Origin of the sequence: Okeania sp. SIO1H4 (genome assembly GCF_010672695.1) — a bacterium.
Taxonomy (GTDB): Bacteria; Cyanobacteriota; Cyanobacteriia; order Cyanobacteriales; family Microcoleaceae; genus Okeania; species Okeania hirsuta.
Genome location: NZ_JAAHGB010000069.1, coordinates 23,548 through 36,875, shown reverse-complemented (window position 1 = coordinate 36,875; position 13,328 = coordinate 23,548). Strand labels below are relative to the sequence as shown.

12 protein-coding genes and 1 pseudogene are annotated in these 13,328 nt (G+C 36.1%); 5 read left to right on the top strand and 8 right to left on the bottom strand.

The window, feature by feature from the left end; genetic code table 11:
* Window positions 1–93: 93 nt before the first annotated feature.
* From F6K06_RS27905 to F6K06_RS27895, 3 genes are all read right to left on the bottom strand, one after another.
* Window positions 94–945: an NAD(P)/FAD-dependent oxidoreductase gene (locus F6K06_RS27905; protein ID WP_124144361.1), complete on the bottom strand. Its 852-nt coding sequence runs from the start codon at window positions 943–945 to the stop codon at window positions 94–96.
* 301 nt (window positions 946–1,246) lie between these two features.
* Window positions 1,247–1,849, bottom strand: a complete 603-nt coding sequence (locus tag F6K06_RS27900; protein WP_240041568.1) for a DUF3226 domain-containing protein — start codon at window positions 1,847–1,849, stop codon at window positions 1,247–1,249.
* Window positions 1,843–2,994: an ATP/GTP-binding protein gene (locus tag F6K06_RS27895; RefSeq protein WP_124154543.1), complete on the bottom strand. Its 1,152-nt coding sequence runs from the start codon at window positions 2,992–2,994 to the stop codon at window positions 1,843–1,845. The genes F6K06_RS27900 and F6K06_RS27895 overlap by 7 nt, the downstream gene beginning before the upstream one ends.
* Window positions 2,995–3,207: 213 nt before the next feature.
* Here F6K06_RS27895 and F6K06_RS27890 point away from each other — a divergent pair, with 213 nt between their 5' ends.
* Window positions 3,208–3,717, top strand: coding sequence for a hypothetical protein (locus tag F6K06_RS27890; RefSeq protein WP_192901273.1), 510 nt, complete (start codon window positions 3,208–3,210; stop codon window positions 3,715–3,717).
* 187 nt (window positions 3,718–3,904) lie between these two features.
* Here the strand turns inward: F6K06_RS27890 and aspS are convergent, their stop codons facing one another.
* Window positions 3,905–5,692 carry an aspartate--tRNA ligase gene (gene aspS / locus F6K06_RS27885; RefSeq protein ID WP_124154542.1) on the bottom strand — a complete coding sequence of 596 codons (1,788 nt, stop codon included), beginning with the start codon at window positions 5,690–5,692 and terminating at the stop codon, window positions 3,905–3,907.
* Between the two features lie 66 nt (window positions 5,693–5,758).
* Here aspS and F6K06_RS27880 point away from each other — a divergent pair.
* From F6K06_RS27880 to F6K06_RS27870, 3 genes and pseudogenes are all read left to right on the top strand, one after another.
* Window positions 5,759–7,089: pseudogene (locus F6K06_RS27880) on the top strand (RNA-guided endonuclease InsQ/TnpB family protein).
* Window positions 7,090–7,110: 21 nt separating this feature from the next.
* On the top strand, window positions 7,111–7,287 hold the full coding sequence (locus F6K06_RS27875) for a hypothetical protein (protein WP_161564449.1): 177 nt from the start codon (window positions 7,111–7,113) through the stop codon (window positions 7,285–7,287).
* Between the two features lie 15 nt (window positions 7,288–7,302).
* Window positions 7,303–7,500, top strand: coding sequence for a hypothetical protein (locus F6K06_RS27870; RefSeq protein WP_124144364.1), 198 nt, complete (start codon window positions 7,303–7,305; stop codon window positions 7,498–7,500).
* A gap of 730 nt (window positions 7,501–8,230) precedes the next feature.
* Here the strand turns inward: F6K06_RS27870 and F6K06_RS27865 are convergent.
* The gene (locus F6K06_RS27865; protein WP_124144365.1) at window positions 8,231–8,497 is read right to left on the bottom strand and encodes a hypothetical protein; all 267 of its coding nucleotides are present in this window, start codon (window positions 8,495–8,497) and stop codon (window positions 8,231–8,233) included.
* Window positions 8,498–9,070: 573 nt separating this feature from the next.
* Here F6K06_RS27865 and F6K06_RS27860 point away from each other — a divergent pair.
* On the top strand, window positions 9,071–9,502 hold the full coding sequence (locus F6K06_RS27860; RefSeq protein WP_124144366.1) for an NUDIX hydrolase: 432 nt from the start codon (window positions 9,071–9,073) through the stop codon (window positions 9,500–9,502).
* Between the two features lie 61 nt (window positions 9,503–9,563).
* Here the strand turns inward: F6K06_RS27860 and F6K06_RS27855 are convergent, their stop codons facing one another.
* The 3 genes from F6K06_RS27855 to F6K06_RS27845 form a co-directional block, all read right to left on the bottom strand.
* The gene (locus F6K06_RS27855; RefSeq protein WP_161564450.1) at window positions 9,564–9,878 is read right to left on the bottom strand and encodes a zinc ribbon domain-containing protein; all 315 of its coding nucleotides are present in this window, start codon (window positions 9,876–9,878) and stop codon (window positions 9,564–9,566) included.
* 502 nt (window positions 9,879–10,380) lie between these two features.
* Window positions 10,381–11,169, bottom strand: a complete 789-nt coding sequence (locus F6K06_RS27850; RefSeq protein WP_124144368.1) for an NYN domain-containing protein — start codon at window positions 11,167–11,169, stop codon at window positions 10,381–10,383.
* A 640-nt stretch (window positions 11,170–11,809) separates the two neighbouring features.
* Window positions 11,810–13,018, bottom strand: coding sequence for an McrC family protein (locus F6K06_RS27845; RefSeq protein WP_287243920.1), 1,209 nt, complete (start codon window positions 13,016–13,018; stop codon window positions 11,810–11,812).
* Between the last annotated feature and the right edge of the window lie 310 nt (window positions 13,019–13,328).

Here is a 13,328-nt window from a genome sequence, read left to right as displayed (position 1 = left end):
AAAATTTTGGTATTTTTGACAGTGATTTGAGAAGCGATAGACTGCCAGTCCGCAACGCGATCGCATATTCTCCATTTGAAATTTTATTTTTGGTCATTTGTCAAAAAAATTAGATGCGTTTTCCCTGCCTTCTAATATCCGTTCCGGATCTGTCTGTGCTATCAGTTCTCTTACTGGTTCCATCCAATTAGCAAATTCTCTAAGGACGCGAGACTTGACTTCAGCAAAAGTAGAAGAAAGTGTAGAGTCTGGCAATAACTTCCGCGCTAACCAACTCATATTTCCTTCTCCCACATTAAGCAGATAAACTATACTTTGTTCTCCTTTCATCAAGATGACTTCATTTAGTGGTAGTAACTCATCTTGATAATTGAGAACAGCTCGCCAAGACATACTACCCACATATCGAGGTTGACCGTCACCAATCAATGTTTGTCTTACTCTAGAATTTACCCCATCAGCTCCAATGAGCAAGTCTGCTTGGGCAGTTTTTCCGTTATCAAAATGAGTAATAACAGTGTTTTCATTTTGTTCAAAGCTAATGCAACGATGATTCAGATGAATGACTTCTGGTGGTAGATATGATGCTAAAATCTGTTGCAAACGCCACCACCAAATAATTAACAGTGGTTGCCCATATTTTTCCATCATGGTACTTTCGCTAGTCCTAATTGTTTCTCCAGTGCTTGTTTTCACAGTCACTCTTTTAACTTGACAACCTGAACGTTTTAGTATATCTACTATACCTGGTTGAATCACATCTAGACATCTCAAACCATTGGCCTGTAAACCTAAACCTGCCCCTACTGGACGTAATTCCTTGGCTCGCTCGTACACATGGGCATCAATACCTTTTTTTCTCAGAGCGATCGCTGTTGCTAGACCACCAGGCCCCGCTCCAATGATGGCTACTTTGTTTACAACAGGTTGGGAAGTTTCTCTCATTTTGCTTGTTTCCTTTTTCTTAGTATTTTTTATGATCATACTACTGTTTCTTTCCAAGGTTTAAGAGGTGACTCTGAATTTGGGAGCGTAATCATACAGCTAATTTTAAAAGTTTTCAAAACCTAATATTTTGGTTAGCAGTATTAGTTATTTCTAAAAGTTCTATTAAAAATGTTTTTAGTTTTTTTAATGCTGCTACTTCAAGAAGTGTTTTATCGCTCACCCAATTATTATCTGCGATGCTAACTGTATTTGTTTTTCCTGGTTTTAAAACACTAACTACTGTGGCTACTAAAGCTTTTTATCGATCAAATGGCTTCCATTTAAGAGATTTTTGTTCTTGTTCAGAAAAGTCTGCTAGATATGATTTAGCTCTTTCCATATATTCTGGATAAGCTACTTTTCCACATTCACATAATAAGGTATCTAAAACTCCGTGAGAAATATTATCTGGTAATACATAAATACCTGTTCTGGGAATATTTATATCTACAAAACCAGGCTGGTTAGGAAAATTAGGGAAGTATTTACATAAGTCACTATAATATTCTGCTACTACATCTTCAGGATTTTTTTTATCGGCATCTGCAACAATTCCAAATGCTGCTATATCATTTCTATATTGAGAATTATTAGATAAAATATCATCTAAATTTTTCACAAGATTACTACCCTCACCAACATAGATAGCTATTGATAAACTATCATTAAATAGAATAGAAGGCATATCTAATCGTTTATAAAAGTTTCCTTTTTTCGGATAAGTAGGAATAAATTTCTTCCAGAAAGAGTCTAAATTTGATACTGACCCGTCAAATTTTTTCAAACCTAAAAGCTTTAATAACTTTCCTACTATTGCTTGGTCTTGAGGCCCCTCTACGCCAAGAATTGCATATTTTACCATCTCACCTCCTGACCCAATTCTTCTCGCAATCTACCCAATCTTTCTTGGTCAAGTCTAACTGCTTGAGTTTGAGTATTTTGTTGTTCTAAGCGATATAAAACTAAATCATTTTCTGATTCACTGGCTGCCAAAATTGCATCAACAGTTTCTAGACTATGGGTAGTAGCAAATAATTGTACATTCATCTTTCTACACCACTTAACTAACCAAGAAAATGAAGGTAGTAAAGCTTCTGTATGAATCGCTGTTTCTAGCTCATCTATTAGTAAAATTCCATCTTTTAATTTTGCGATAGTTAAAGCCATAAATAACAACCGACGAACACCATCGCCAAAAGCACTTAGTGGAGCAATACCTAATGTTTTATGATTTATATAGAGCCGTGGAGTTTTACCAGTGGGAGATAGAATTTCTAAATCAATAATTTCTGAGTCCATGATAGAAATCAACTCTAGTACATCTTCCTTAAAACCTTGGAAAGTTGCACCTGTTAAAAGTTTTATTTGCAACTGTTCTATCCTATGAGAAAAAGGAGTAACTGTATCAACTAATAACCAGTAGCTTTTATATTCGTTAAGAGTAGTTAATGGTTGATTTTCCCATATTTTAAACTTTTTAGATATAGATATATCCTTATTTTCATCCTTAAGAAGCTCAATTATTTTCTCTGGTGGGGTAAATGTTAGCTTTAAATCTGCACCACATCTAATTTCATTATTATCAATATCTATCTCATCAATCAGACTTTCTTGATCGTATTCTTCATTAATATTTTCTGTGGTATCCCAGATTCCTTCAAATTCTTCATAAGTTGCTTTTGACTCTACTACACCAAAATTACCACTGCCAGAAACAAAAGTTTCTCCTTGATAAAAATCATCTGGATTATTGTCACTATTTTGAGGAAATAACCACTTAAGAGATTCTAATTTTGATTTACGGGAAAATTTAATTTCCCGTCGCCAAGCAGTATTTATCCATTCCAAAGGATCTAAAGGATTGCAGTAGGTATAAATCGCTTCTAAAACACTTGTTTTACCTGAATTATTAACACCAACTAATAAATTTATTTGACCTAAATCTTCCAATGTCAAATCTCGCAAACCACGGAAACGATGAATAGTTAAATTATCAATATTTCTCATAAATCTAAAAATATTTATCCGATCATTTCAACAATCAGAAACCAAGTAAGTGGGCCAACCTTAACCTAGTTCAATCCCTATCTACCATTACTATGCAGAAGTCCCATATTTTTTTCTCAACAGTAACAAATATAACATTATTATTTACTGAACTAAATAATATATAGATAGATATAATTCAATTATAATAAAAACTATAGTGCTAGAGTAAAAATGACTATTATCACAACTAGAGAAGCAGCTTTTTTATTAGGCATCTGTTGTCAACGAGTGAGAGTCTTGCTTTCTCAAAACAGAATTAAAGGTGCTTATAAGCATAACGGATTTTGGCAAATACCTCTTTATGGGAAAATGCCTGTGGTCATACCAGGAAGGAGAGGTCCGAAAGGTGTTTGGTGTCATCACAAACGAAAGAAGCCAACCATAGTTCATGTTAATCAACATAGAATTAGAAAAAATGGAGATAGAATTAGACACGATCCTCTAATGACTCCCGACCAATTAATACCAGTAGTCTGCTTGAAGCAGACAAATCGTAACGATTTTGGTTATCAGATGATTCTTGAAGGTCCGTGTCGTATAGTTTATCGGCCTTATGAACCCTTGGATTGTGGAGCGCATTTGTGGATTGAGACATACGAGCCTGTACAGTTTGTGGATACCCAGTTTAAACCTTTTGCAGCTAGACGAAGTTATAAAAATGTCAAACGTCAATATGGTTAAGTAATTTAGTTGCAGTTGTTAGACTTCCTTTTTCAGCAGAACTTGAAATTGTTGACTTAAGGTTATAGCAGTAGTCAAACAAGGTGATAATTTACACAAAAGCTGAAACGGCAGAATGCTCAGAAGCAAAATTCTGCCTTTCTGTTTTTCATGCTACGCAAACAGCTCTCGCTGCCTTTTGCTATAACTAAGACTTCGGTTTAGAAATCGAACTAACGTGTAATTCTTTCAATTGCTTTTTATCAACCTCAGACGGTGCATTTGTCAACAAACATTTAGCCTGCTGAGTCTTCGGAAATGCAATTACATCTCGAATTGACTCTTCACCAGCTAACAACATCACCAACCGATCTAAACCATAAGCAATACCACCATGAGGAGGAGTGCCATATTCAAAAGCTTCTAACAAAAAACCGAACTTACTATCAGCTTCCTCATCAGATAAACCAATAGCCTCAAACACTTTTTCCTGTACATCTCGTTGATATATCCGCAGACTACCACCGCCGATTTCATAACCATTAAAAACCAAATCGTAAGCCTGCGCTCGTGCTGTTTTCAAGTCATTAATATCGTCTGGGTGAGGTGCAGTAAATGGGTGATGTAAAGCTTCCAAACGTTTTTCATCCTGATTCCATTCAAACATAGGAAAATCTGTTACCCACAATAAACTAATTTTATTGCGGTCAATTAATCCCAACTCTTCACCCACCACTAACCGCAAACGATCTAAAGTTTTATTCACAGTACTTGCATCATCAGCAGCGAATAATAGCAAATGACCTGGTTTTGCACCCGTGCGTTCTAACAATTCCTGTTTTTGTTCGTCGGTGAGGTTATCTTTAATAGCTCCAATAGTATCTATTTTGCCTTTCTCTTTAACACGAATATAAGCCAAACCTTTGGCTCCTGCTTCACTCGCCTCTTTAAACAAATCGCCACCCGGTTTAATTCTTACATTGGAGATAGCATCGTTACCTCCAGGAATAGGCAACACTTTCACTATCCCACCAGCAGCAACTGCTCCAGAAAATACTTTGAAACCAGAATCTTTCACTAAGTCAGAGACATTTACCAATTCTAAGCCAAACCGAATATCTGGTTTATCGCTGCCGTAACGATCCATTGCTTCTGCATAAGTCAAGCGAGGAAATGGTAGAGGCAAATCTATGCCTTTGACTTTCTCAAAAATATATCCCACCAACTTCTCATTTAATTGGATAATTTCCTCCTGAGACATGAAACTCATTTCCATATCTAACTGAGTAAATTCTGGCTGTCTATCCGCTCGCAAATCTTCATCCCGGAAACAACGAGCGATTTGATAATAACGGTCAAAACCGGAAACCATTAACATTTGTTTGAATAATTGGGGAGACTGAGGTAGAGCAAACCATTCCCCTGCATGAACGCGACTAGGAACAAGATAATCCCGCGCTCCCTCTGGAGTAGAGCGAGTGAGAATGGGTGTTTCGACTTCAATAAAATTTTGTTCGTCTTCCAGGAAACGGCGGATAGCTTTGACAACTTCATGGCGTAGTTGCAGGTTTTTAGTCATGCGCTCCCTTCTCAAATCTAAGTAGCGATATTTGAGTCGCAACTCTTCCCGGACAGATTCTGTTTCGGCAGTGGAAACTTGAAATGGTAATTGTTTCCCTAAACTATTCAACAGTTTAATGTCATCGGCATAAATTTCAACTTCGCCAGTAGGAAGTTTAGGGTTGAGAGACTCTTCCGGGCGACGACTGACTCTACCTGTAATTTGCACAACATATTCATTGCGAATATCCCCAGCTATTTGATATGAGTCAGGAGTCCGCTCTGGGTCACTCACAATTTGGACAATCCCTGTGCGATCGCGCAAATCTAAAAAAATTACGCCCCCATGATCCCGACGACGGTCTACCCATCCACAGAGGTTTACAGTTTCTTCAATATTATTACTATTTAGTTGGCCGCAATAATAGGTTCGCATAATTATCTAAATTACAAATTTAGCTAAAAAATAAATTTTATCATTATATTACTGGGATGCCCGTAAATCACTAATAATTTTAGGTTAAATTCGGATTTAACAAAAGTCGAAAAAGCATACCAATTCAGGTTCTATCCAAACCCAGAGCCGGAAAATCTGCATAGGAGAACTTTGGGGTGCGTTCGACTAATCTACAACAAAGCTTTAGCGGTGAGAACTCAGGCGTGGTATGAACAACAAAGCCGCGAATAGGATATAAGGAAACTTCGGCCATGCTGACCAACTGGAAAAAGCAGGATGACTTAGGATTCCTCAGCGAAGTAAGTTGTGTGCCACTCCAACAAAGTCTCAGGCATTTACAAACAGCTTTTACGAACTTTTTTAGTGGACGGGCTAAAACCCTAACTTTAAGAAAAAGCGCAATGGTGGTAATTCTGAGTTCACAAAGTCCGCATTTAAGTGGAAAGATGGTCAAGTATATTTAGCTAAGTGTGCTGAACCATTGCCTATTAGATGGATGTAGACAACTACCACCAGGTTGTGTACCAAGCACAATTACCGTAAAACTTGACCCATCTGGTAGGTGGTCTGTATCTTTGAGAGTTAATGATACTAGAGATTTGAGCCTCAAGCCACTTAAAAAACAGATAGGCATTGACTTAGGAATTACCAGTCTATTAACGACCAGTGATGGAGAAAAATTTGCTAACCTAAAGAACCATTACAAGTTACACAAAAAATTAAGGTTAGCCCAAAAATCACTTTCTCGTAAAACAAAAGGCTCTAATAACTATCACAAAGCTAGAATAAAAGTAGCTAAGATACACGCAAAAATCAAAGATTCCAGGCTAGACTACACCCATAAACTGACAACCCAACTAATCAGAGAAAATCAAACTGTTGTAGTAGAGGATTTGGCAGTAAAAAACATGGTCAAAAAGGGGTGCGACCCCGCGAATACGCCAGCTCCCTTGCGGAACGCGCACCAAGAGACCATAAATTAGCCAGAGCTATTAGTGATTCTAACTGGGGAGAATTACTCAGGCAATTAGAGTATAAAGCTAAATGGTATGGACGGGAATTAATCAAAATTGACAGATATTTCCCTAGTTCGCGCGCGTTGCTCTAATTGTGGTGATGTAGTAGAGAAATTGCCTCTAAATATCAGGGAGTGGGATTGTCAGTCCTGTGGTACTCACCATGACCGCGATATTAACGCAAGTATAAATAGGGTTTGCTGATGGGAACCCGCGTCGGTGTCAGACGCAAGGGAACGCCCACACTCGAAGGCTGCGGGACTCGCAGTTTTAGTCTGTGGAGCGACTGTAAGACCCAAAGGGAGTAAACCCCGGAAGGCAGGTGCATTGAAGCAGAAAGCCCCTAAAGCGCGATCTTAGGAATCCCGCGCTGTCACGCAAGTGCAGCGTCGGGAGGATGTCAATCAGGATGTCTACAAAAAAATCAGTGCTGTGGGGGAAGAATTACCAATTATCAAACGGGATGGTAGGGTAGTTGCTCAAGGATGGAAGGACCCACAATTTGCTGTAGTTCGTAATGAAGAGAAAGAAATTGGCGTTCGCGGAGCGTGGCGTTAGCCATATCGCTACTTATTGCCCTATGAAACTCCCAGTCCTCAAGAATCAAAAATTCCTATAGAATTACTGAAAGCTCACGATGTAATAGCAGATGAGTTTTCAGGAGTTATTGATACTATGATTCTCCAATATGAAAATGATATCAATATTGCCATGTTCCACTCTGATGAGGTGAATAGACTTGTCACTTTAATAAATTTTCTAATTCTTTAAGAAATTTAAATAGTCGATTTCCTATCTATTCTTTTACTGAATACCAAACTAATTTAGGCGTTGGTAAATCACAGGATGAAATTTGTAGGGACAATTCCCCTGTGGTTGTCAATCATTAACCTGGGTAGGAACGAGGGCGCTACCCCAAAATATAAATCATCCTGTCAATTACCAATGCCCGATTTCCTATCTATTCTTTTACTGAATACCAAACTAATTTAATTACAGCGCTTTTCAGATTGATAAACCACATCGTCATAACCAAAACCTTGTAAGGGCGTTAGCGTAGCTTTGCGGAGCGCAAATGCCATTCGCCCCTACTGTGGTCTACTGAAATGAAAACCGCTGTAAAAGTTGATTTATAAAGATAATCTAAAGAAAGTCTTGTCCAAGTATAACAGTATGCACTAAAGTTAGGACAGCTCTAAAACTTCAAAATCTTATAGGTAATAGTTTTTACCGAAGAATTAATAATTAAATAATTCACGCCTTGAAGCCTCCCCTTTCAAGGGGTAAAAAATAAATTTTTTCCTTGCATGACTTAGGAAATACTTATAGCTATAACATTCAGTGAAGCAATGATTTATGTCACTTTGATTCACCTAAGGTCAGGGGATTAGCTAATTTAAGATTTACTTTATAAACCAGCTCTTAGCTTCAAAGAAAGGTTGGGAAAATTATTATGGCTAGTCAAAAAAGCAGGAAATTTGGTCAAGAAAAATCTCAAAAATCAGAGAGGAACGATAAATCCAGAAATAAATCGAATCAGTAAATCATGAAAAGATTCAGGCTCTGACTTGTGCCAATATTCATCAACTAAATTTTTTTCACTTTTTATAGCTTTTATTTTTACTTTTTTGTTTAAATGTTTCTTCGGTTTGATCTGCTGAGTTTTTTTTTGCTCAGTATGGATGAGAATATACTTTTGCTCAGTATAGATAAGAGTAGACATAGAAATACCTCCTTGACTTAAAAAAAAGTCTTTCTCTTTTGTCATTAGGAGAAGAGAAATTTATTTCTATGTACCTAGCACTATTTATTTTGTTGTTTTTTGTTAATGGCTTGAGTGCAAGGTATTAATTCCTCTTCTCTATACTTATCTACTATACCATTTGAATAAATATTTGCTACAAATGCCTGCTCCATTTTCCCTATAAATCACAGCTTTGTAACATTTTTTCATCTAAATATCAAATTTCATGCATTTTTGCTACATTTTTTTAAGAGCAGGGAGTAGGGAGTAGGAGCAATATATAAATAATTGCTAAAAACATTAACAGGACTTATGCAAAAGACGAAATTATACACCATTTTTAGGTGTGAACGGCCGTTAACTATATGTGATAGTTATGGGTAAGTCCCGATTAATTAACCATTATTACTTAATAACTGAAGTTTTCAATAAATATAACATTATTTTTAAGAATTGTTCTAATACTAATTAGACCATAAAAATCAAGTATATCACTAAGTTTTTAACATTATTAAGTGTCTAATTTAAACATAAAGTTCCTTGGCAATTGGTATTTAGGCAGATAAAATTCAAAATGATTGTTTCTCAAAAATTAACATGGCATATCGCAACCCTACTCCGACCGTTGACATTATTATTGAATTAACTAATCGACCGGGGCGGCCTATTATACTGATCGAACGTCAAAACGAACCTTTTGGTTGGGCAGTTCCTGGTGGGTTTGTTGACTATGGAGAATCTGTCGAAACTGCAGCGCGACGAGAAGCAAAAGAAGAGACCAGTTTAGAAGTAGAATTAATCGAACAATTTTATGTTTATTCTGACCCCAGTCGCGACCCTCGTCAACACACTATGAGTGTTGTATTTATTGCCACTGCTACTGGAGAACCAAAAGCAGCCGATGATGCAAAAAATTTAGCTTTGTTTGAATCTTGGCAAATTCCCCAAGACCTCTGTTTTGACCACGACCGTATTCTCCGAGATTATTTACAGTATCGTCATTATGGTATTAGACCGAGAGTCAAGTGATATTATGAATGTTTACTTCCTGCTTCTTGCGGAACTGTCGGCAGCACTCCGTCCACAGGCATCAACGGTCAAGCCGACCGCATCTCTCGCTCTTTATACTTGGATTTAAGTCTCTGTCTATAGATATACCGCATTCAGAGCAATCAAAAGTTCTCAAGTTTAATGGCATATCCTGAATATGACTGCACCTACTGCAAGTCTTTGATGATGGAAAAAATCTATCTACTATTACTAGCTCACAATCATACCATTGACACTTATACTCAAGTTGTCGTCTAAACTCATAAAAACCTTGGTCTGCACCCACCCCTCTAGCTCCACTCCCGGGAGGGGATGGGGGTGGGTTATGGTTAGCTAAGATTCCAGATACATTCAAATTTTCGAGCGCAACACTGCCGTGGTTCTTGGCTAGGTAGGTTGTAAGTTTATGAAGTGCAACACATACGGATATTAGCTAAACGTTTATGTTGTTTGTTTCATCAGAGCGAAAGCTTCGACGTAAAATCGTTGGTTTATAACCATTATAGTCTGATTTTGCTTATTAAATTGTGTAAGTCCCACTATAGGATCAGCTTTCAAAAGTATTCGTATAATTAGTTTAATCCCACTTAATTTTTTTTCCATATTCCAGAGCGTAGTAAAGTTCTAATCTATCCTGATTATTCAAACTCATCTGAAAAGTAGAACCATCTTCTATCTTTCTAAAAAAGAGGATAAATTCACGATCTTTTTGAAATAATATCAAATCCGTTTAATTCGGTATAAAAAAATGTTCCATCTTCAACCATTACCAAATATTTCTCGATAATTCCCCTCCACCGGAGGGGTTAGGGGTGGGTCCCCACACTCCCCACCATAATAATCTAATTACACCGATGCTACCGGATTTGATATAACTTAACTTCGTAACCTTTAACTGTTCCCCGATCGAGCAATTCAGCATTTTGAGGTTCAGAAACTTTGACTATACCTCCAAATTTCTTACCAATTTTAATATCTGATAGTGCCGTAAATTTTTCTAGACCTCGACCTAAAAGTGGAGTTTTATATGTTTCGATTTTAGGCATTGGATACTTATTTTTCAGTTCTGTAGACGACCATTTATAGTAATCAAAAAATGATAATGGTATGTAAGAATCAGCCGCATATTTCAGCTCTGATGAAGTTGAACGAACTTCAGAAGATACATATACAATCATTCCCATATTAACTAAACTTTCAACAAGTGGTTTAAAATCCTTATCTCCAGATAGTAAAACTGCTTTTGTCATATTGTTGCGAATAGCGTGATTCATCATATCTACTGTGAGGAAAATACCAGCTTCTTTTTGAGATTTTTTTGTCAAATTACCTAGCTTAACGTGATATTCTTCTAAAGAACGAATTTGATTAAAATAATCTTTTTGTTGAGATACACGTTCTTCAAAATCTATTTTTTCCTCATACTTACCTTGAATCCGATCTATATAGTCATAATAGAAAACTTTTCGAGCATCAAAAAAATTTTTGATGGCATTAAAATCAATATTAATATTCTCGTCTTCGACTTCATTTCCAAACCATTTAGCAGTGGAGTCTATATAACTTTTTCTGAGGTAACTTCCATCTATAAATAAATAAGTTACTTTTGAATATTGTAGTTCGGTAGGATTATGAGTATTTGACATTTTTGACAATAAATCTATATTTTTTAGTTTAACTTTAGATTACCGAATCATTAATAATTAATAATTATTAATTAAATAATTCAGGTTAAAAGCCTCCCCTTTCAAGGGGAAAAAGCGGTCGTTTGCGGAGCATTCCGTTAGGATGGGATGGCGTTTGCTACCGCAAAGCTTTCCGTTCCGGAATGCTACCGCAAACGCTAACAGCGGAGCGGCTCTGATAAGAGCGGGTTTCCTCGCCATATCCAATCGACCAAGAGAAAAGTGCTAGGACATTTCCTTATATTCAATTCCGTAACGGTTTTAACCAGAGGTAATTATCAATTATCCATTATCCATTAATGAAATATATTGTAGCTATTTAATACCAATTCCCAAAACTAATGCTATACTTAGACGACACTTCAATTATTAAGTAATTAAAAAAGGCGGATGGAACCTTTTTGATAATTATTAGCCAGGAGCGTATTAATTATTCATATTTTTACTTCTCTGTAGGGACGTTGCATGCAACGTTCCTACCTCCGACCCTACTACCCTGCTCTGAAATAGATAAAGTTTTTGATAAAAAGTATCACATACCCTTTAGCTAAAAAATCTCTTACTTAAGATTAACTTAACAAAATACTATAAGTGTCAAGCATCAATCAACATCTTTGATTAATTCTTCTAAAAAAGATTGACCAGCTTTTTCCAAATTAGAGTCAAGAGCAAATGTCAAACTACGCAATCTTACTTGACTTTCACCAACTAATTGATTGATGGAATTAGTTAATTTTTGAGGATAAACCAAAATAGCTTCGTGACATTTTTTATAAGTTGCATAGGCTACCACTTGATGAATATCATCTGGCGATGGTCTGGCATCTAACTTATATTTAGTATCAAGAATATAAACAACCTTACGAGTTTTTACTTCATAAATAACTAAATCGATTCGACAATAAATTTCATCATCAATAATATCTACTTTTTCTTGCTCTTGAACTCTTAAATTTGAGGGTAGATTAATTTTTAACCATTCAGCTACAAATTTTTCATAGAGTTTAGCCATATCTATTAAAAAAGGTAACATTGAGTAATTACCCTGCTGATGACTAGCTCCAATATTATCTAAAAAAAATCGACATAAAGCGTGTAAAGTTTGATAATCTTCGTTTAAACGATGATATTTTATGTTTACACAATCACTAGATTTAAAAGGCTGTAAATTTACTAAATTTTGCAAAATATGAAAAGCTTTTGCCACTGTTGGAGCAACATTTTCAGAACAGAAACCACTATGACCAATCATAAATAAAGTCCAAGCCAAAATTTGATTATCGGGAATATTAGCAGTATATTCTTGATAATCGCATTTCAACCTAACATCCCAGGGTTTTTGCATAACTTGCTGCATATTTAACCGCCCCCGAATATAAGTTAAATTTTCTGTTTTTGGCAGATAAGTGCGATAAAAACCTTTTCGACCCCGGTCTAATATTTTTTGAACCAGAATATTAACTAAACAGTTGTAAAATTCCTGTAGAGACTCAAAGTTAACTAAACCATCTAAGAAACGAAAACTTTTGAGATTGTAGACATATTCCAACATTCCAAATAGGTTATGAAGTGGTACTTTTGGTTTGAGAATGATGTGAAAATCTGGAATTATAGGAATATAACCAACCCATCCTTGAGATGTAAATTGCCATTTGTTCTTGGTTTTAGGAGTCGGAAATTCAACTTTAATATTTTTGCCTTTTTTGTCGTATTCTTGCCATAATTTAGTGGCAAGATAGTGGTCAATTTCATCTGGTGGAAACTGGCGAGGTTGATATTCAGTAAGTTCGATAATTTGTGGGGATTTCATATTGGAAAAAAGCAACCATAACAAAGATTTTTTACAGGAAGAGATGTTTGGAGAAGTGTCTATCTAATTTAGGACTTATGCAAAGAAACCGGGTTTTTAGGATAAATCATTGTTTTTAACAATAAACATTTGCAAAAAAACCGGTTTCTGGGGTGGCCTGCGTAAGTCCTGTTATAGTAGAATTTGTATGAGAATTTAGCAAATATTGGTATGGGATTAATATAGTTAAAATTCACATCGTTAGCGGAGCTTTGCGTCAGCAATTTCTCTATACAATACTTGTAGATAATTATATCAGGACTTACGCCAA

What these genes read in the sequence shown, in the direction of transcription:
- F6K06_RS27905 (WP_124144361.1), bottom strand. Translation starts at nt 945, where the DNA reads ATGAGAGAAACTTCCCAACCTGTTGTAAACAAAGTAGCCATCATTGGA.
- F6K06_RS27900 (WP_240041568.1), bottom strand. Translation starts at nt 1,849, where the DNA reads ATGGTAAAATATGCAATTCTTGGCGTAGAGGGGCCTCAAGACCAAGCA.
- F6K06_RS27895 (WP_124154543.1), bottom strand. Translation starts at nt 2,994, where the DNA reads ATGAGAAATATTGATAATTTAACTATTCATCGTTTCCGTGGTTTGCGA.
- F6K06_RS27890 (WP_192901273.1), top strand. Translation starts at nt 3,208, where the DNA reads ATGACTATTATCACAACTAGAGAAGCAGCTTTTTTATTAGGCATCTGT.
- aspS (WP_124154542.1), bottom strand. Translation starts at nt 5,692, where the DNA reads ATGCGAACCTATTATTGCGGCCAACTAAATAGTAATAATATTGAAGAA.
- F6K06_RS27865 (WP_124144365.1), bottom strand. Translation starts at nt 8,497, where the DNA reads ATGACAAAAGAGAAAGACTTTTTTTTAAGTCAAGGAGGTATTTCTATG.
- F6K06_RS27860 (WP_124144366.1), top strand. Translation starts at nt 9,071, where the DNA reads ATGGCATATCGCAACCCTACTCCGACCGTTGACATTATTATTGAATTA.
- F6K06_RS27850 (WP_124144368.1), bottom strand. Translation starts at nt 11,169, where the DNA reads ATGTCAAATACTCATAATCCTACCGAACTACAATATTCAAAAGTAACT.
- F6K06_RS27845 (WP_287243920.1), bottom strand. Translation starts at nt 13,018, where the DNA reads ATGAAATCCCCACAAATTATCGAACTTACTGAATATCAACCTCGCCAG.